Annotated in this window: 14 protein-coding genes; 11 read left to right on the top strand and 3 right to left on the bottom strand. The window is 57.3% G+C overall.

Annotated features, from left to right (window positions below):
• Positions 1-85: 85 nt before the first annotated feature.
• The 4 genes from gmk to YERSI8AC_RS24495 all read left to right on the top strand — a co-directional run bounded on the left by gmk (position 86) and on the right by YERSI8AC_RS24495 (position 3,758).
• Positions 86-718 carry a guanylate kinase gene (gene gmk, locus YERSI8AC_RS24510; protein ID WP_022521092.1) on the top strand — a complete coding sequence of 211 codons (633 nt, stop codon included), beginning with the start codon at positions 86-88 and terminating at the stop codon, positions 716-718.
• Positions 719-836: 118 nt separating this feature from the next.
• Positions 837-1,094, top strand: coding sequence for a DNA-directed RNA polymerase subunit omega (gene rpoZ / locus YERSI8AC_RS24505; protein WP_007112267.1), 258 nt, complete (start codon positions 837-839; stop codon positions 1,092-1,094).
• A 32-nt stretch (positions 1,095-1,126) separates the two neighbouring features.
• Positions 1,127-3,271 (top strand): RelA/SpoT family protein, encoded by a 2,145-nt coding sequence (locus YERSI8AC_RS24500; protein WP_041157433.1) that lies wholly within the window; start codon positions 1,127-1,129, stop codon positions 3,269-3,271.
• A gap of 97 nt (positions 3,272-3,368) precedes the next feature.
• Positions 3,369-3,758 carry a RidA family protein gene (locus YERSI8AC_RS24495; protein ID WP_022521094.1) on the top strand — a complete coding sequence of 130 codons (390 nt, stop codon included), beginning with the start codon at positions 3,369-3,371 and terminating at the stop codon, positions 3,756-3,758.
• On the opposite strand, the gene YERSI8AC_RS24490 is transcribed toward YERSI8AC_RS24495, so the two are convergent.
• Positions 3,755-4,636 (bottom strand): SDR family oxidoreductase, encoded by an 882-nt coding sequence (locus YERSI8AC_RS24490; protein ID WP_159177812.1) that lies wholly within the window; start codon positions 4,634-4,636, stop codon positions 3,755-3,757. The genes YERSI8AC_RS24495 and YERSI8AC_RS24490 overlap by 4 nt on opposite strands.
• 222 nt (positions 4,637-4,858) lie before the next feature.
• On the opposite strand from YERSI8AC_RS24490, the gene YERSI8AC_RS24485 reads away from it, so the two are divergent.
• Together YERSI8AC_RS24485 and recG are read left to right on the top strand one after the other, a co-directional pair.
• On the top strand, positions 4,859-5,788 hold the full coding sequence (locus tag YERSI8AC_RS24485; RefSeq protein WP_022521096.1) for a hydrogen peroxide-inducible genes activator: 930 nt from the start codon (positions 4,859-4,861) through the stop codon (positions 5,786-5,788).
• Positions 5,785-7,863, top strand: coding sequence for an ATP-dependent DNA helicase RecG (gene recG, locus YERSI8AC_RS24480; RefSeq protein ID WP_027958725.1), 2,079 nt, complete (start codon positions 5,785-5,787; stop codon positions 7,861-7,863). The genes YERSI8AC_RS24485 and recG overlap by 4 nt, the downstream gene beginning before the upstream one ends.
• A 9-nt stretch (positions 7,864-7,872) precedes the next feature.
• Here the strand turns inward: recG and yccS are convergent, their stop codons facing one another.
• Positions 7,873-10,077, bottom strand: a complete 2,205-nt coding sequence (gene yccS, locus YERSI8AC_RS24475) for a YccS family putative transporter (RefSeq protein ID WP_159177811.1) — start codon at positions 10,075-10,077, stop codon at positions 7,873-7,875.
• 172 nt (positions 10,078-10,249) lie between these two features.
• Between yccS and YERSI8AC_RS24470 the strand changes: the two genes are divergently transcribed.
• The 5 genes from YERSI8AC_RS24470 (at position 10,250) to YERSI8AC_RS24450 (ending at position 15,286) form a co-directional block, all read left to right on the top strand.
• Positions 10,250-11,068 (top strand): DUF3100 domain-containing protein, encoded by an 819-nt coding sequence (locus YERSI8AC_RS24470; RefSeq protein ID WP_159177810.1) that lies wholly within the window; start codon positions 10,250-10,252, stop codon positions 11,066-11,068.
• Entirely contained in the window at positions 11,055-11,549 is a 495-nt protein-coding gene (locus YERSI8AC_RS24465) for a hypothetical protein (protein WP_022521100.1), read from the top strand. Before YERSI8AC_RS24470 ends, YERSI8AC_RS24465 begins: the two co-directional genes overlap by 14 nt.
• A gap of 10 nt (positions 11,550-11,559) precedes the next feature.
• Positions 11,560-12,717: a M20 aminoacylase family protein gene (locus YERSI8AC_RS24460; protein ID WP_041157427.1), complete on the top strand. Its 1,158-nt coding sequence runs from the start codon at positions 11,560-11,562 to the stop codon at positions 12,715-12,717.
• 101 nt (positions 12,718-12,818) lie between these two features.
• Positions 12,819-13,724 (top strand): NAD(P)-dependent oxidoreductase, encoded by a 906-nt coding sequence (locus YERSI8AC_RS24455; protein WP_159177809.1) that lies wholly within the window; start codon positions 12,819-12,821, stop codon positions 13,722-13,724.
• The gene (locus YERSI8AC_RS24450) at positions 13,721-15,286 is read left to right on the top strand and encodes an aldehyde dehydrogenase family protein (RefSeq protein WP_159177808.1); all 1,566 of its coding nucleotides are present in this window, start codon (positions 13,721-13,723) and stop codon (positions 15,284-15,286) included. The genes YERSI8AC_RS24455 and YERSI8AC_RS24450 overlap by 4 nt, the downstream gene beginning before the upstream one ends.
• Here YERSI8AC_RS24450 and YERSI8AC_RS24445 read toward each other — a convergent pair.
• Complete coding sequence (locus tag YERSI8AC_RS24445; RefSeq protein ID WP_159177807.1) at positions 15,265-16,209, bottom strand: LysR family transcriptional regulator; 945 nt, start codon at positions 16,207-16,209, stop codon at positions 15,265-15,267. The two genes, YERSI8AC_RS24450 and YERSI8AC_RS24445, sit on opposite strands and share 22 nt — an antisense overlap.
• Positions 16,210-16,234: the final 25 nt, after the last annotated feature.

The raw sequence follows: 16,234 nt of genomic DNA, 5'->3' as shown, positions 1-16,234 counted from the left end.
AGCCTTGCTGCTCTGCTGCAGTCGCTCTACTTGCGTTTACTACGTTTTCCGCTACTTATTTTGCTAACTGAAGGGAAAGTACTTCATGTCCCAAGGTACGCTGTTTATCGTTTCTGCCCCCTCAGGTGCTGGCAAGACTAGCTTGGTGCGCGAGCTAATCGAAAGCCTGGATGGGATTCAAGTGTCGGTGTCGCACACTACGCGTGCCAAGCGCGAGGGTGAGGTGAATGGCGTCAATTATCATTTCACCGATGTAGCCGAGTTTGAAGCGATGATCGCGCAGGGTGAGTTCTTCGAGTATGCCAAAGTATTTGATAATTACTACGGCACCTCGCGCCAGGCAGTAGAGGTATTGCTAGCGGCAGGTCAGGACGTCATTCTGGAAATCGACTGGCAGGGCGCTCAGCAGGTACGCACACAAATGCCTGATGCAGTGTCGATTTTTATTCTACCGCCCTCCCGCGAGGAGCTGGAGCGACGTCTTGCTAGCCGTGGCACCGATGAGCATGCGGTGATTGCCCGGCGGATGCGCGATGCGGTGAGTGAAATGTCCCATTACCACGAATATGATTACCTCGTCGTTAATGATGACTTCACCACGGCGCTGCAGGAGTTACAGTCACTGGTGATCAGCCGTCGCTTAAGTCGCCCGGTAATGACCGAGCGCCACGCGCCGCTGTTGGCTGCGCTCTTGTCACAGACGCCTACGGTCGAGTAATCTATACGGTTCTACTACTTTCTATTGCGTTGCACTATTTTTGTCGCACCATTTTTTCACTGGGTCGGCGCCGTTCTCTACGGTGTCGGCCCGGTTCCGTCATAACAGGAAGGCTCCCATGGCTCGCGTAACCGTTGAAGATTGTCTTGAAAATGTTGAAAACCGTTTCAAGCTGGTGATGATTTCCACTCAGCGCGCTCGCCAGCTGGCGCGCGGCTCCCGCGATGCTCTGCTACCTTGGGAAAATGATAAACCTACGGTGATGGCGCTGCGTGAAATTGCCGCAGGCCTGGTCGATCACACTGTACTGGACGAGCCCGTTGAAGCCGCTGTTCGTCCGCGCCCGGCTATGGCGCCTACTCATATCGACGACTAACGTTTTCAACGAAACCGATAGAGGCGCGGTAGATGTTCACCATTGATGACCTGGCCGATAGACTCGGCGGCTATTTACCCTCGGATGAGATCCAGCAGGTCAAACGCGCCTTTTACTATGCTGAGCAGGCCCACGACGGCCAGCGGCGGCGTTCCGGCGAGCCGTACGTTACCCACCCACTGGCGGTAGCGAATATTCTTGCCAATATGCACATGGATCATCAAAGCCTGATGGCCGCCATGCTGCACGACGTTATCGAAGACACCGGGGTATCCAAAAAAGCCCTGGAGGCTCAGTTTGGCAAGCCGGTAGCAGAGCTGGTAGATGGGGTATCCAAACTTACCCAAATCACCTTTGAAGACAAAGCCGTCGCCCAGGCGGAAAATTTTCAGAAGATGGTGCTGGCGATGTCGCGGGATATTCGCGTTATCATCGTCAAGCTGGCTGACCGGTTGCATAACATGCGCACCCTGGGCGCCCTACGCCCAGATAAAAAGCGTCGCATCGCCCGTGAAACGTTGGAAATTTACGCGCGAATTGCCGGGCGGCTGGGTATCAATACGATTCGTATCGAGCTTGAGGATCTCTCCTTTCAGGCGATTCACCCCATGCGCTCGGAGCGCATCAAGCGTGCGGTTGCCAAAGCGCGGGGGCACCGGCGTAGTGCCATGCGCGAAATACAGTCCTCCCTGCAAAAAAGCCTGGACGATGACGGACTTAATGGCACCGTCATTGGACGCCAAAAGCATCTGCTGTCGATCTATAAAAAAATGCGCGACCAGCGTAAGCCCTTTGTCGAAATTATGGATGTGTTTGGCTTTCGCATCATTACCGAAGATGTGGCCAGCTGCTACCGTATTCTAGGCGTGGTGCATAACCTCTATAAGCCGGTACCGGGGCGCTTTAAAGACTACATTGCGATTCCCAAAGCTAACGGTTACCAGAGCCTGCATACCACCTTGTTTGGTTCCCGCGGTATGCCCATTGAGGTGCAGATACGCACCCGTGAAATGGAGGCCATGGCCAATAACGGTATCGCTGCCCACTGGCTTTATAAAGCGGGGCAGACTTCCCATCCGATTGCCGAGGGCAGCCATGCACGTGCTCGCGCCTGGGTTAAGGGCCTGCTGGAAATGCAGCGCCACGCCGGCGACTCGCTGGAGTTTATCGAGCACGTTAAAAATGACCTGTTCCCCGACGACATCTACGTTTTCACGCCTAAAGGCGATATTATGGAGTTGCCCCAGGGCGCTACCGTAATCGACTTCGCCTACACCGTGCACACGGATATCGGCAATAACTGTATCGCTTGCCGCATTGATCGCCATTTGGCGCCGCTCTCGACGCGCTTAGAAAGTGGTCAGACGTTGGAAATTATCACCGCCCCCGGTGCGAAGCCCAATATTACCTGGCTCAATTTTGTGACCACCGCAAAGGCGCGTTCGGCAATCCGTCACGCGCTTAAATATCAGCAGCAGACCGAAGCGGTCATGCTGGGACGACGGTTGCTCAATAAAGCCCTGGCGCCGTTCGATACCAGCCTGGAAGAACTGGATGAGAGCGCCCTTAAGCGCGCCTTCAAAGAGTTGGATGTCTCTTCTGAAGATGCTCTGTTGGAGTCGCTCGGAATGGGCAACCGCATGACCCACGTGGTGGCACGCCGCCTAGTGGCTGCGGCGCATGGCGAAAGCTATGAGCACCCTGTAGGCGGGGAGGGCAGCAAAGCCGTCATGATCAGCGGCAGCGAAGGTATGGTGATTAATTTTGCGCGCTGCTGTCATCCGCTACCAGGCGACCCCGTGGTGGGCCACCTTTCCACAGGCAAAGGGTTGGTGGTGCATCGCGCTGAGTGTAAAAACGTAGTGGATAAGAACTTCGCCGATAAAAACGACCCTGATAAGCTCTTCGCGCTGGAGTGGTCGGACACCATCGATGAAGATTTCCCGGTCGCGCTGCGTATCGAAATTGAGAGCCGTCGTGGGCTAGTCGCAGAGCTTGCCGGGCTGGTCACCGATGCCGATGCCAATATTGAGCGGATTGGTATTGAAGAGCGCGATGCCCACCTTTCCACCGTCAATCTGACGCTGTCGGTGAAAGGTCGTGTGCATTTGGCACGCATCATTAAACGCATCCGTAACCTTCCCAACGTTGGCAAAATTACCCGACTCGCTAATTAATACTATATATAACAACATGCTGATATAAATCGGCAGCGATCGTTATTTTTCAGTATCAAATAATTAAGTGTTACCCATTACAGGAGAGAAACAACGTATGAGCAATAAGGCCGTTATCAACACCAGCAAAGCCCCCGCGGCTATTGGCCCTTACTCCCAGGCTATTAAAGCGGGCAACACGGTTTATCTCTCTGGTCAGATCCCGTTGGATCCTGCGACCATGGCGATTGTGTCAGAGGATTTTGAAGCTCAGGCACGCCAAGTCTTCACTAACCTTCAGGCAGTGTGCGAAGAAGCGGCGGGTTCGCTAAGCGATATCGTGAAGCTGAATCTGTACCTGGTGGACTTGGATAACTTTGCGATTGTTAACCAAGTCATGGAGGAGTTCTTCACCGCTCCTTTCCCCGCCCGCGCCGCCGTTGGCGTCAAAGCACTGCCCAAAGGCAGCCAGGTGGAAGCGGAAGCGGTGATGGTTATCGGTGACTAGGCTTTGTTTAGCTCTAGAAAGCCGCCCTCTTTGAGTACCTGTGCATAGCCTTCGCGGTAGCTGGGAAAGCGGAACTGATAACCAGTGCTCAATATGCGCTGGTTATCGCAGCGTTTGCTCGTTCGCCGACGTAAAGGGGACTGCATGGTCTCTGTGGCCTCTACTTTTAACTGCTCGGCCAGCCACATCATTACGTTATGCATGGTGACCGGTTCGCAGTCGCTGCCCAGGTAGATATCATCCAGCGTCTCACCGCGCTCCTGATAGCGAATCAGGTGGGCAATAATACCTGTGCAGTCGTCGCGGTGGATGCGATTGGAGTAGACCACAGGAGTGATCGCAGCCACGCGGCCTTCAGCAACCTGATGAATCAGTCGATCGCGGCCAGGGCCGTAAATGCCGGAAAAGCGAATCACCGTGCCCGGCAGGGGGTGATTGATCAGCGCCTGCTCAGCCTCGCACATTAGGGTGCCAGAGAAGCTAGTGGGGTCGGTGGGGCTCTCTTCGTTAACGACCTCGCCCTCCTGCTGGCCATGCACGCTAGTTGAAGAGACGAAAAACACCCTACGTGGAGGCGTTTTGTGCTGCTCCATCACGCTCAGCACGCGCTTTAAACCTTCCGGATAGGCGCTTTGATACGCGCTCTCTTCGAAACGGTCAGCGCTGACGGTATAGACCACATAGTCAGCCTGGGGCAGGCTTTTGTCATCGGCCTCTTCAAGGCTATCCAGATCTAACGCCAGCGGTGTAATGCCGGTGTCTTTTAAGGCTTCCACGTTGCGGCGTAGGCCAATCACTTGGTGCCCTTCCTCAAGCAGCTCGCGCCCAAGGTTGATCCCTAAATCGCCACAGCCGATAATCAGTACGGTTAGCTTCACCGTGCTCACTCCTCTTGATTAATATTCCCTATTAGATGCAAAGTCTCTACCAACGATGACATTGAACCGAGATATTGTCGGTTGAGAAGACCGACGGCAGAGCTTGCTTGTCCTTTTCCGTCTCGCTGACTGTCATGATGCAAGGCCTTGCATACACCACTTTACTTTTTTCATACAAGCCCTAGTCACGAGCTGCTACGAGAGGATGCCACTGGCACCGCTATGACTTTAACAGAACTTCGCTACATCGTAACCCTTGCCCAGGAGCGTCACTTTGGCCGTGCGGCGGAACGCTGCCACGTTTCACAGCCCACGCTCTCGGTGGCGGTGAAAAAGCTGGAAGAAGAGCTCGAAACGCCGCTCTTTGAGCGTTCCAAATCCACCGTCCAGGTTACCCCGCTGGGTGAAAAAATCGTCGCCCAGGCCCAGCGTGTGCTGGAGCAGAGCAGCCTGATTTTTGAGCTCGCCAGTGCGGGTAAAGATCAGTTGGCCAACCCGCTGCGCATTGGGGCTATTTACACCATTGGGCCCTACTTGTTTCCCCATCTAGTGCCTGCCCTGGCGAACGCGGCCCCGCAAATGCCGCTGTATATTGAAGAGGGCATGACCGGTACGCTGCGCGCCAAGCTAAGAAGCGGTGAGCTGGATGTGATTATTGTGGCATTGCCGTTTACTGAAACCGATGTGGTCACCAAGCCAATCTACGACGAAGCCTTTGAAGTTCTCATTCCCGCTAACCACCCATGGGTCGAGCGGGAGGCGATCAATAAAGAGGACTTACTCGAAGAGCGCCTGCTGCTGCTCGGCGAAGGGCACTGTTTTCGGGATCAAATTCTGGAAGCCTGCCCGGCGATTACCCAAAAACTCAACAGCCCCAACAATACGCTGATCGCCGAAGGCGGGTCGCTGGAAACCATTCGCCATATGGTGGCCTCTCGATTAGGTATTACGGTGCTGCCGCAGTCGGCGTTGGGCACCGACCAGTATGAAAATGCCATGCTGGCCAGTCGACCATTTGTGGAACCTGCGCCGTCGCGCACCGTGGCGATCGCCTGGCGGGCGAGCTTTCCCCGTCCCAAGGCTATTGAGGCGCTGATTCAGGCGATCAGCCACTGCCGCCAACCTACTAAAGCCGTGAAAAGCGCCCTATGAGTGATCTTTCCGCGCCCATCACCGCGCTGAAGGGCGTGGGCGAAGCGCTGGCGCTGAAACTGGGTCGATTGGGTATCGAGCAGGTAAGCGACCTGTTGTTCCACCTGCCGCTGCGCTATCAGGATCGCACGCGGCTTACGCCTATTGGCCTGCTGCGTGCAGGTCAGGAGGCGGTGATAGAGGGCGAAGTGACCGCTTGCGACGTAGTCAAAGGGCGCCGCCGCAGCCTGCTGGTGCGCCTGCGTGATGCTAGCGGTATTTTGAGCCTGCGGTTTTTTCACTTCTCACCGGCCCAGCAGCAACAGATGCGCCCAGGTGCGACCGTGCGCGCCTTTGGCGAAGCGCGGGCTGGGGCGACCGGTTTAGAGATCTACCACCCGGAATACCGGCTCAGTGGCGGTAGTGAGACCCCGGTGGAGGAGTATTTCACGCCTATTTATCCCACCACCGAAGGGTTGAACCAGCCGCGGCTGCGTGCTCTGGCTCAGCAGGCGCTCGGTTTACTGGACAGCGCCCCCGAGGCCTTGCCCGATGTAATACCCGATGCCCTGCTTCAACGCTTTCAGTTGCCAGGCCTACACGCCAGCCTGCACTTGCTGCACCAGCCGCCTCCCGATGTGAATATAGAGCAGTTGACCAGTGGCCAGCACCCGGCCACTCGGCGGCTGGCGCTGGAAGAGCTGCTCGCCCACCAACTAAGCTTGCGCGAAGTTCGCCTGCGTATTCAGGCGGATGGCGCACCGACGCTACCCTCTGGGCGCAGTCTGCAGGCGCGCTTTTTGGCCCAATTACCGTTTGCCTTAACCGGTGCCCAGCGCCGCGTTCTGGAGGAGATCAGCCACGATTTAAGTCGCCCGGCACCGATGCTGCGGCTGATCCAGGGCGATGTCGGCTCGGGAAAAACCGTGGTCGCCGCCATGGCCGCGCTGAGCGCCCTGGCGGGCAACTGCCAGGCGGCGATCATGGCGCCGACTGAAATCCTCGCTGAGCAGCACTACCGCTCGTTTAAAGCCTGGTTTGAGCCGCTGGGGATCGAAGTGGCATGGCTGGCGGGCAAGCTCAAAGGCAAGGCGCGGCTGGATGCTAAAGCGGCGATTGCCGATGGGCGTGCGCGTATGGTGGTGGGCACTCACGCACTGTTTCAGGACGACGTGCACTTCCAGTGCCTGGGATTGGCGATCATTGACGAGCAGCACCGCTTTGGCGTGCATCAGCGCCTGGCGTTACGCGAGAAGGGTGAGGCGGGCGGGCTAACCCCACACCAGTTGATCATGACTGCCACGCCGATTCCGCGCACTTTGGCCATGAGCGCCTACGCGGATCTGGATGTCTCGGTGATCGACGAGCTACCCCCCGGCCGTACACCGGTAAAAACCGTGGTGGTGCCCGACGAACGCCGCCCTGAAGTGGTTGAGCGTATTCGGCTGGCCTGCAGCGAAGGTCGTCAGGCGTATTGGGTGTGCACGCTGATCGATGAATCCGAGGCGTTGCAGTGCCAGGCGGCCGAGGTTACCCGCGATGAGCTAACCATAGCGCTGCCCGAGTTGGCGGTGGGCTTGGTTCACGGGCGCATGAAGTCGAGCGAGAAAGCCGAGGTGATGACCGCCTTCAAAGCGGGGGAGCTGGATTTGCTGGTGGCTACCACGGTGATCGAGGTGGGAGTGGATGTACCCAACGCCAGCCTGATGATTATCGAAAACCCCGAGCGTCTGGGGCTTTCCCAACTGCACCAACTGCGCGGCCGGGTAGGGCGTGGCAGCACGGAAAGCTTCTGTGTGCTGCTCTACCACCCGCCGCTGTCGAAAAGCTCCCGCCAGCGCTTGGCGGTCATGCGCGAAACCACCGATGGCTTCCGCATCGCCGAGAAAGACTTGGAAATCCGCGGCCCCGGCGAAGTGCTCGGCACCCGCCAAACCGGCCTTGCGCAGATGAAAATTGCCGACCTGGAACGCGATGCCGACCTGCTAGAGCGGGTAACGGCCATGGCCCAAACGCTGCAGGGCAGCCCAGACGTTACCGCTGTCCTGGTGCGCCGCTGGCTTGGCGAGGCGGCAGGGCGCTATGGGCAGGTGTAGTTAGCTTGGTTAGACGCTAGCGGTGCTTGGCGTATGCTCTTCACTTCCCACCAGACGATTCGCAGCTTCACCCAGCGGGGCGAGCTGCTCGGTAATAAGGCGTAGCTGGCTTTGGATAGGGCGGTAGAGCGTGACGGCTTTTTCATCTGCTGATAGCGCACTTTTCTCTTCTAGCTGGGCTAATAACTCGGCAGCTTGATCCGCTAGTGGCTCAATCGACTGGCGCTGGTTTAATCGCTCGGCGATTTGTCCCAGCAGCTCACCAATACGTTTTGCTACCGGCACTAGCGTGGCATCGTCTTCATCGTCTGCCAACTGGTGGCGATGGGCGCCCAGTGCAGAGAGGTGGCTGAGTAGGGTATTGGAGAGCACCAGAAAGCGCAGCCCGTTGTCCGCGTCCAGTTTCCGGTAATGCCCCGGCTCATGGAGCATATTGGTGAGCAGGGTGGAGAGCGCTGCATCGGCGTTATGGGCATTGCGCCGCGCCAGGCGATAGGCCAAGTCATCCTGCTTGCCCTCCTCGTACTGGTGGATAATCTCCTCCAGGTAGCGGCGGTGGTTATTGAGCGCGTTGGCGGCTTCGCGATAAAGCCTGCGACCCTGCCAGTCGGGCAGAATAAAAAACACCGCTAAGCCGGCGATGAGTGAGCCAAGCAGGGTATCGAGCAGCCGCGGTAGGATCAGGTTATAGCCGTCGCCTACCTGGTTGAAGCTGCACAGCACGAGCAGGGTGATAGAGGCAGTAGCGATTACATAGTGTTTTTCGCGGTTAGCGAAGAACGAGACCCCGGCGGCCACGGCTATCATGCTCTGCACCAGCGGGTGCGGAAAGAGGCTGATCGACGCCCAGCCCACTACCAAGCCAAGTACCGTGCCCATTATCCGTTGGGACAAAAACCGCCGTGTGGTGGCAAAGTTGGGTCGGCAAACAAACAACGTGGTCAGCAGAATCCAAAAGCCCTGCTCGGGGTCGATCCACTGCATCAGCCCATAGCCGGTCGTGAGGGCAATGGAGAGCCGCACTGCATGGCGAAAAGTGGGGGAGCCGAGAGTAAAGTTTAGGCGCACCCGCTTCCACGCTTCCTGCAGACTCGACGGCGAGCGGTCATACAGCGAACTGTCGCGCCGCTCATCGCTGACGCCGGGGTTGTGGGCGCTGGCGAGCTGATTTTCCAGGGTGGCCAGGTTCTCTGCCAGCGCGCTCAATGGGTAAAGCAGTGGGCGCCACTCGGGCTTGCCACGGCCGCGCAGGTTCTCAATCGAGGCGTGCAGGTCAGCCAGCGCCTCTTCACTCTGCTGATGATCAAACGGTCTATTGAGTAGCAGCGATTTGGCTAGCTGACGACAGGAGCGCCCCTGTTGATCCAGCAGCCGCTGGCAGCGAAACAGCACATCGTGGTGGAAAAAGGCTTTGCTGAGCGCGCTGTAGGGGTAATGGGTGGAGCTGGCGCGTTCGTGAATATCCTGGGCAATAAAGTAGATACGCAGGTAGCGGTTGAGTTTTTGGTCGCCGCGCTGGCCTTCAAGCCGCCTAAAAATCATCTCTTTGGCTTGATTGAGCGCAGCGACGACTTTGCCGTTCTGGCGCGCCAAGGCCACCCGGCGGGCTTCCACATCCACACCGCGCACCGGTTCAAACAGCGCCGATTTCAGTATCAGAAACTCACCCAGCGCTTTGTACACCCGTGCCATGCTCTGCTTGACCGGTTGGCGCGAGAACAGTGCGCACCACACCACCGAAATTAGCCCATACCACACCGCTCCAGCCAACAGCAGCAGTTGGCGCGCCGCCACGTCTTCATCCACCCCGCCGTGCTGCTCGATGTTGATCATCGAGTAGATCGAGAGTATTAGCGTGCCGGAAGCGATGGTGGCATAACGCTGTCCGATTGCTCCGAGCATAATCAGGCAAAAGGTCGAAAGCCCCAGGCCCACTACAAATAGCCACGGCCAGGGAAATAGCCACTGCACGATAAAGGAAGCTGACGTAAAACACACCAGCGTTACCAGCAGTGCCTGAAGACGGCCTTGCCAGCTGTCGTCAGTTTCAGACAGCGCGCAGGCGATAATGCCGAGAAAAAGCGGAATGACCAGCGCCACATCGCCCATTAAGCCGCTAAATAGCAACGCACCGCTGAACGCTATAAAGACGCGCAGGCTGTAGGCGAATTTATCGAGAGTCCAAAGGCGCCGTAGCGGCAAAGATATGGGCATAAAGGCTCTTATAGGTGGTTGTTAGACTTTAGTATAAATGCGTAGGCGTTGGATGTCGCTACCTCAGCGCTCAACGATTGAGTGTTCTAAAAATTAGCGCACTAAAGCCCTATGATTGAAACAGTAACCTTTCGATACTCGGAGTGATTCTAAAAAAAACAGGGACACTCCTATGGATCTCAAACTACTGCTGGACTGGCGTCTTCACCTAGCGGTGATCGTGACGTCGATGTTTGCCGAGTGGGTCGGCATCGTACGTATCCCCCTCGGGCCTGGAACGCTGCTGTTACTACCGCTGCTCTATGCTTTTATCATTGGCGTTCTGTTCAACCCTCATCTTTTTTCGGCAATGGGCAAAGTCATTCCCAAGCCGGTCAGCAATGCGGCTGGCCCGATTATTCTAATCGCCATCCTGCCGTTTATCGCCAAATTCGGTTCCACCATTGGCCCAGCGATCGAGCAGATCATCGCCGCCGGCCCTGCACTGATTCTCCAGGAATTGGGTAATCTGGGCACCATGCTCATAGCTCTCCCCTTTGCAGTATTAGTCCTCAAAATGGGACGTGAAGCGATCGGTGCCACTTACTCTATCGCCCGTGAGCCCAATATTGCCATTATTTCAGACCGTTACGGGCTGAGAAGCCCTGAAGGTATCGGCATTATGGGCGTTTACGTAGTGGGCACCATGTTCGGTACGCTCTACTTCGCCTTAATGGCGGGCTACATCGCCTCGCTGGATATTCTCGATATTCGTGCTCTGGCCATGGCCTGCGGGGTGGGCAGTGGCAGTATGGTGGCGGCGTGTTCAGCAGCTTTAGCTGAAGCGGTACCCGCATCCAAAGACGAACTACTCGCCTTTGCCGGGGCAAGCAACCTGCTTACCTACGCCACCGGTCTGTATATCTCGCTATTTATCGCGCTACCGATCACCGAGTGGATGTACAAGCGCTTAAAAGGCTCGCGCCAGGAGGTTAGCCATGAAAACTCATGAGAGCCCAATCGATCAGTTCGATGCTGAGGCGTTAAAAGAGCTACGTCCCGAAAATCAGCTAGGCAAAACCGCGTTGGTACTGGCGGCAGTGTGTGTGGCGGCGTGGTTTAGCAATATCGTCAACGGTTCACCTTTATTAGATGCGCTGCCCGGCATGTTGATTCTCTATGTCATGGTCATTATCGGCTTGGTGGTTGGGCGGTTTTGCCCTTTTTACCTGCCCAGCGTGGCCTGGGTGTCGCTGGTGAGTATTATCGCGACGCTGCCGTTCTTCCCGGGTAATGGGTGGATCATCGCACGGTTGGCCGAGGTGGATTTCCTGGCAGTGGTCACGCCGGTATTGGCCTACGCAGGGCTGGCGCTTACCGGTCGTGAGTTTGCCATGTTCAAGCAGACTGGCTGGAAGCTGGTGATTGTGGCCCTGCTGGTCTTTACCGGTACCTTTATTGGCTCTGCTGTTGTCGCCCATGTGATGCTTTAAGGATAAGACGATGACTGCTTCAGTAGACTTACCGGATCACGCAGAACTAAAAGCGTGGCGCCATGATTTTCACCAGCACCCGGAAACGGCTTTTGAAGAGCACCGCACCAGCGCACGCATTGCCGAGCTGCTGACTGAGTGGGGCTTTGAGGTAACCACCGGGATTGCCGGAACGGGTGTGGTAGCCGCGTTGGATGGTCAACAAGGTGAAGGTAAAACCATCGGCCTGCGGGCCGATATCGACGCCTTGGATATTCGTGAAGAGACTGCGCTTGCCTACGCGTCGCAAACGCCGGGCAAAATGCACGCTTGCGGCCACGATGGACACACCACCATGCTGTTGGGCGCTGCCTGGGCGTTAAAGCAGCAGCCGGATTTCAAAGGCCGGGTGGTGTTCATCTTTCAACCCGCCGAAGAGAACGCAGGCGGCGGGCGGGTGATGGTTGAAGAGGGCCTGTTTGAGCGCTTTCCCATGGATGCCGTGTACGGCTTGCATAACTGGCCGGGTCTGCCCGTAGGCGTCGCCGCGGTGCACGATACCGACGTCATGGCCGCCTTCGATATCTTTAGCCTGACGCTGACTGGCAAGGGCTGCCATGCGGCGATGCCCCATTTAGGTACTGATACGGTGTTGGCGAGCTGCCAACTGATCAGCCAACTGCAAGGGCTGGTGAGCCGCGAAACGCCGCCAGACAAATCTGCCGTGCTGAGTATTACCAGTATTAACGCGGGGGATACCTTCAATGTGATTCCCGAACAGGTGGCGCTTCGCGGCACGCTGCGCTGTTTTGATATGGCGCTTAAAGAGCACTTGGAGGCACGCTTTAAGCAGGCGATTGCCAGCTTGGCAGAGTTTCACGGCTTAACCGTTGAGCTGGATTACCAGCGCTGCTATCCCGCCACTATCAATACCCCTGAACATGCCCAGCACTGCGCCTCGGTGCTGGAAAGCTTACTCGGCAGCGACAATGTGGTGCGCAACCCGCCGCCCAGTATGGCCTCTGAGGATTTCTCGTTCCTGCTGGCCGAGCGCCCAGGTGCCTATATCTGGATGGGCAATGGCGAGGAGTCCGCTTCGCTGCATAACCCCCGCTATGACTTTAACGACGCGTTGCTGCCGCTGGGCACGCGCTACTGGGTGGAGCTGGTAAGGGCGTTACTCGTCTAAATTCCTGACTTAATACACGTTATTCGCTCTCTGATGCCCTCTGGGTAGGGGAGCGTCTACCCGGAACATAGCGTCTTCATGACGTTTAAAGGAGCTTTACTATGTCTTTAGTCACCACCCCTTTATCGATTACCGTCATTGGTTTGGGGCAGATGGGCGGCAATATGGCGCTCACCCTCAAAGCAGCAGGGTTTGAAGTAACGGGTAGCGATGTATTTGAGCAAGCGCGATCGCGTCTTGCTGCTCAAGGACTAACCGTTGTGGCTCCCGAAGAATTACCCGCTAGCGACGTTTACCTGCTGTCGTTGCCCACCTCTGCCCATGTGCGTGAGGTGATCGAGCAATCGCCAGGCCTGCTTGACCTTGCGCCGAAAGGTAGCGTGATTGTCGATACCTCCACCAGTGACCCCGCCGTGACGCGTGAACTGGCCGAAAAAGTAACCGCAGCGGGCCTTCTATGGTTGGATGCCCCGGTCAGCGGCGGCCCGAAAGGCGCTGCCAGCGGCAAGCTAGGGATGCTGTTAGGAGGCGATGTCGCCACCATTGAGCGGGTATTGCCGATGCTGGAAGCCATGTCGGCCAAGCGTACCCATGTGGGCGGCCCGGGCAGCGGCCATGTGGTCAAGCTTGCCAATAACTACCTGTGTGCCGCGCACTTGTTAACCACCGCCGAAGCCGTTGCTATGGCAGTCAAGGCGGGCGTTGACCCCGCGGCCTGCTTGGCGGGCCTTAACAGTGGCTCGGGGCGCAGCGCGGTCAGCGAGGTGAACTTCCCAGAGTGGGTGTTGAGTGAGCGTTTCGACTCAGGCTTTACCACCGGTTTGATGCGTAAGGATTTACGTTTGGCCCGGGATGCCGCTGAGCAACTCGGTATCCCCTTGCCGTTGCTACAAGCTGTTGTTGATGCTTGGCATGCGAACCCCGAACAGCCAGCTGATAGCGACGACTTTAACCATATCACCACGCCGATATTAGCGCGTGGCAGCCAAGCGGAGGGCAACCAATGAACTCACTTAGCCAATATGCCTGTGACCATCTTGCTGAACTGCTTAAAGGTTTCGGCTTAGCCGCTGCCACGCCGCTAAGCAACTGGATTGATGGGGCATTAGTCGCAGGGGAGGGTGAGGAAATCACCCTGATCAATTCGGCCACCGGCGAAGCCCTGGTGAGCTATTGTGATGCGGGCACGGCGTTGATTGAGCGTGCTACTCAAGCGGCTACGCGTGGGCAACGTGAATGGATGGCGCTCACCGCCAGCGAGCGTGGACGGCGCATGAATGCTGCAATACGCGGGCTGGAGGGCCATGAAGAGGCGCTGGCGCAGCTAGAAAGCGTCGTTGCCGGTAAGCCGATTCGCGACTGCCGCGCTGAAGTAGGCAAAGTGCGGGAAATGTTTGAGTACTACGCGGGCTGGTGCGACAAGCAGCACGGCGAAGTGATTCCAGTGCCTACCTCGCACCTTAACTATGTACGCCACGTGCCTTACGGCGTGGTGGGGCAAATTACCCCCTGGAACGCGCCGATGTTCACCTGCGCCTGGCAACTGGCCCCGGCGATTGCAGCGGGCAACGGCGTAGTACTGAAGCCTTCCGAACTGACGCCCTTCTCATCGGTGGTAATTGCCAAGCTGCTTGAATGCTCTGGAAAGTTCGGTCAGGGGCTCCCTAAAGGGTTGATCAATATCGTCAATGGGCTGGGCAAGTCGACCGGTGCAGCGCTGACCGATCATCCCACTATCAGCAAGCTGGTATTCGTGGGCTCTCCCCAGAGTGGCCGCATGATTGCTGAAGCCGGCGCACGCCGATTGGTGCCCAGCGTGTTAGAACTGGGGGGCAAATCTGCCAATATCGTCTTTGCCGATGCCAAGCTGGACGAAGCCGTCGCCGGTGCCCAAGCGGCGATTTTTGCCGCCGCCGGCCAGAGCTGTGTGGCGGGCTCGCGGCTGTTGATCGAGCGCCCGGTGTTTGAGCAAGTCACCAGCCGTTTGGCGCGGGCGGCGGAGCGGATTTCGGTGGGCCTGCCTAACGATGAAGCGACCCGCATGGGGCCTTTGCAGAATCACCGCCAATTTGAGCAGGTCACCCGCATGATCGACGCGGCGGTAGCCGCTGGCGCAACGTTGTTAACGGGCGGTAAACGGCCAGAGGGATTACCTACCGAGGCTCAGGGCTACTTTATCGCCCCTACCGTGCTGGTCGATGTCACGCCGGATATGGAGATTGCTCAACAAGAAGTGTTCGGTCCGGTGCTGGTGGCCATGGCCTTTGACAATGAAAATCAGGCCATTCAGCTCGCCAACGAGACCCGCTTTGGCTTGGCTGGCGCCGTTTGGAGCCAGGACGTAGCGCGAGCGCATCGCGTAGCTGGGCAACTGCGTGCTGGTACGGTATGGATCAATAGCTATAAGGCGATCAGCGTGATGTCACCGTTTGGTGGCTTTGGCGATAGCGGCTTCGGTCGCTCCAGCGGCTTGGATGGCCTGCGCGAATATACGGTGCCGCAAAGCGTCTGGGTGGAAACAGCCCCTGAAGCCAGTGTGGCGTTCGGTTACGGCAGTGGTGTTGGTTGATCGCTTACCGAGCCTGGGGCGCGAAACGCCTGCATCCAGCGCTGCAGGTGGCGTAGCAGCAGAATGCTGGCCTTGGGCTGTTGGCGGCCTACCCGCGTGACCATGTGGGCCTGGGAGCGCTGAAAAAGCGGATTATCTACCGGGCGCGCCACTAACGTGCCGAGCTCTAAATCGTGGGCGACGGCAAAGGCGGGTAGCAGTGTAATCCCCATACCGCTGCGCACATATTGGGCCAGAATCACCATTGAGTTGGTATTCATCGCCATGCGTGGGACTATGCGTGACTGCTGGAATGCTTGGTCGACCATTTGACGTACCCCATGAGTGGTGTCCCACATGGCCATGGGCTGGTCGCTAAGCTGAGTCAGGGTGAGCGGTGACGTTTGGCTGGTTAAGGGGTGGTCGGGTGGCAGAATTGCCATGAGTGGCTGAGGAGTAGATGACCAGAAACGCAGCTGGGGATGGGTACGCTCATGGAACATCAAGCCGATATGACTGTGATCGCCGACAACAGCGTCAATAATGCCCGAGGTGCCTGCGGTATGGATATCGAGCTGAATGCCTGCATAGCGTTGGGTAAATTCATGCAGTGGGGAGGCTACTAGGTCACTGACAAACCCTTCTCCGACGGTAAGCGATATCTTGCCGGTTTCCATGCGTTGGTAGGATTCAAGTGACGCAATAAACCCTTCATCAAGGGCGCCGCGGCGCTCGCAGTACTCAAGCAGCATTTCGCCTACCGGAGTAGGCGAAATGCCGTCGCGCTGACGCTCCATAAGCGTCGCTCCCAAGGCTTCTTCCAGCAAAGCAATTTGCCGGCTTACCGCCGAGGGAGCAATATCCAAGCGCGCCGCTGCGCGGCGCACGGAGCCAGACTCAAGGGTAACGCGAAAGTAAACGAGGCGTTGATGAGGTATGTCCATCGATAGCTTTTATACCTCTACCTTG

Source organism: Halomonas sp. 113 (genome assembly GCF_904067645.1).
Lineage (GTDB): Bacteria > Pseudomonadota > Gammaproteobacteria > Pseudomonadales > Halomonadaceae > Vreelandella > Vreelandella titanicae.
Note: the sequence above shows the minus strand (reverse complement) of the source record. Positions and strands in the feature narration are given on the sequence as shown.

Bases quoted from the DNA above. Each gene is read 5' to 3' on its own strand.
- YERSI8AC_RS24500 (WP_041157433.1), top strand. From the start codon at position 1,127: ATGTTCACCATTGATGACCTGGCCGATAGACTCGGCGGCTATTTACCC.
- YERSI8AC_RS24495 (WP_022521094.1), top strand. From the start codon at position 3,369: ATGAGCAATAAGGCCGTTATCAACACCAGCAAAGCCCCCGCGGCTATT.
- YERSI8AC_RS24450 (WP_159177808.1), top strand. From the start codon at position 13,721: ATGAACTCACTTAGCCAATATGCCTGTGACCATCTTGCTGAACTGCTT.
- YERSI8AC_RS24470 (WP_159177810.1), top strand. From the start codon at position 10,250: ATGGATCTCAAACTACTGCTGGACTGGCGTCTTCACCTAGCGGTGATC.
- YERSI8AC_RS24460 (WP_041157427.1), top strand. From the start codon at position 11,560: ATGACTGCTTCAGTAGACTTACCGGATCACGCAGAACTAAAAGCGTGG.
- yccS (WP_159177811.1), bottom strand. From the start codon at position 10,077: ATGCCCATATCTTTGCCGCTACGGCGCCTTTGGACTCTCGATAAATTC.
- YERSI8AC_RS24455 (WP_159177809.1), top strand. From the start codon at position 12,819: ATGTCTTTAGTCACCACCCCTTTATCGATTACCGTCATTGGTTTGGGG.
- gmk (WP_022521092.1), top strand. From the start codon at position 86: ATGTCCCAAGGTACGCTGTTTATCGTTTCTGCCCCCTCAGGTGCTGGC.
- YERSI8AC_RS24465 (WP_022521100.1), top strand. From the start codon at position 11,055: ATGAAAACTCATGAGAGCCCAATCGATCAGTTCGATGCTGAGGCGTTA.
- YERSI8AC_RS24485 (WP_022521096.1), top strand. From the start codon at position 4,859: ATGACTTTAACAGAACTTCGCTACATCGTAACCCTTGCCCAGGAGCGT.
- recG (WP_027958725.1), top strand. From the start codon at position 5,785: ATGAGTGATCTTTCCGCGCCCATCACCGCGCTGAAGGGCGTGGGCGAA.
- rpoZ (WP_007112267.1), top strand. From the start codon at position 837: ATGGCTCGCGTAACCGTTGAAGATTGTCTTGAAAATGTTGAAAACCGT.
- YERSI8AC_RS24445 (WP_159177807.1), bottom strand. From the start codon at position 16,209: ATGGACATACCTCATCAACGCCTCGTTTACTTTCGCGTTACCCTTGAG.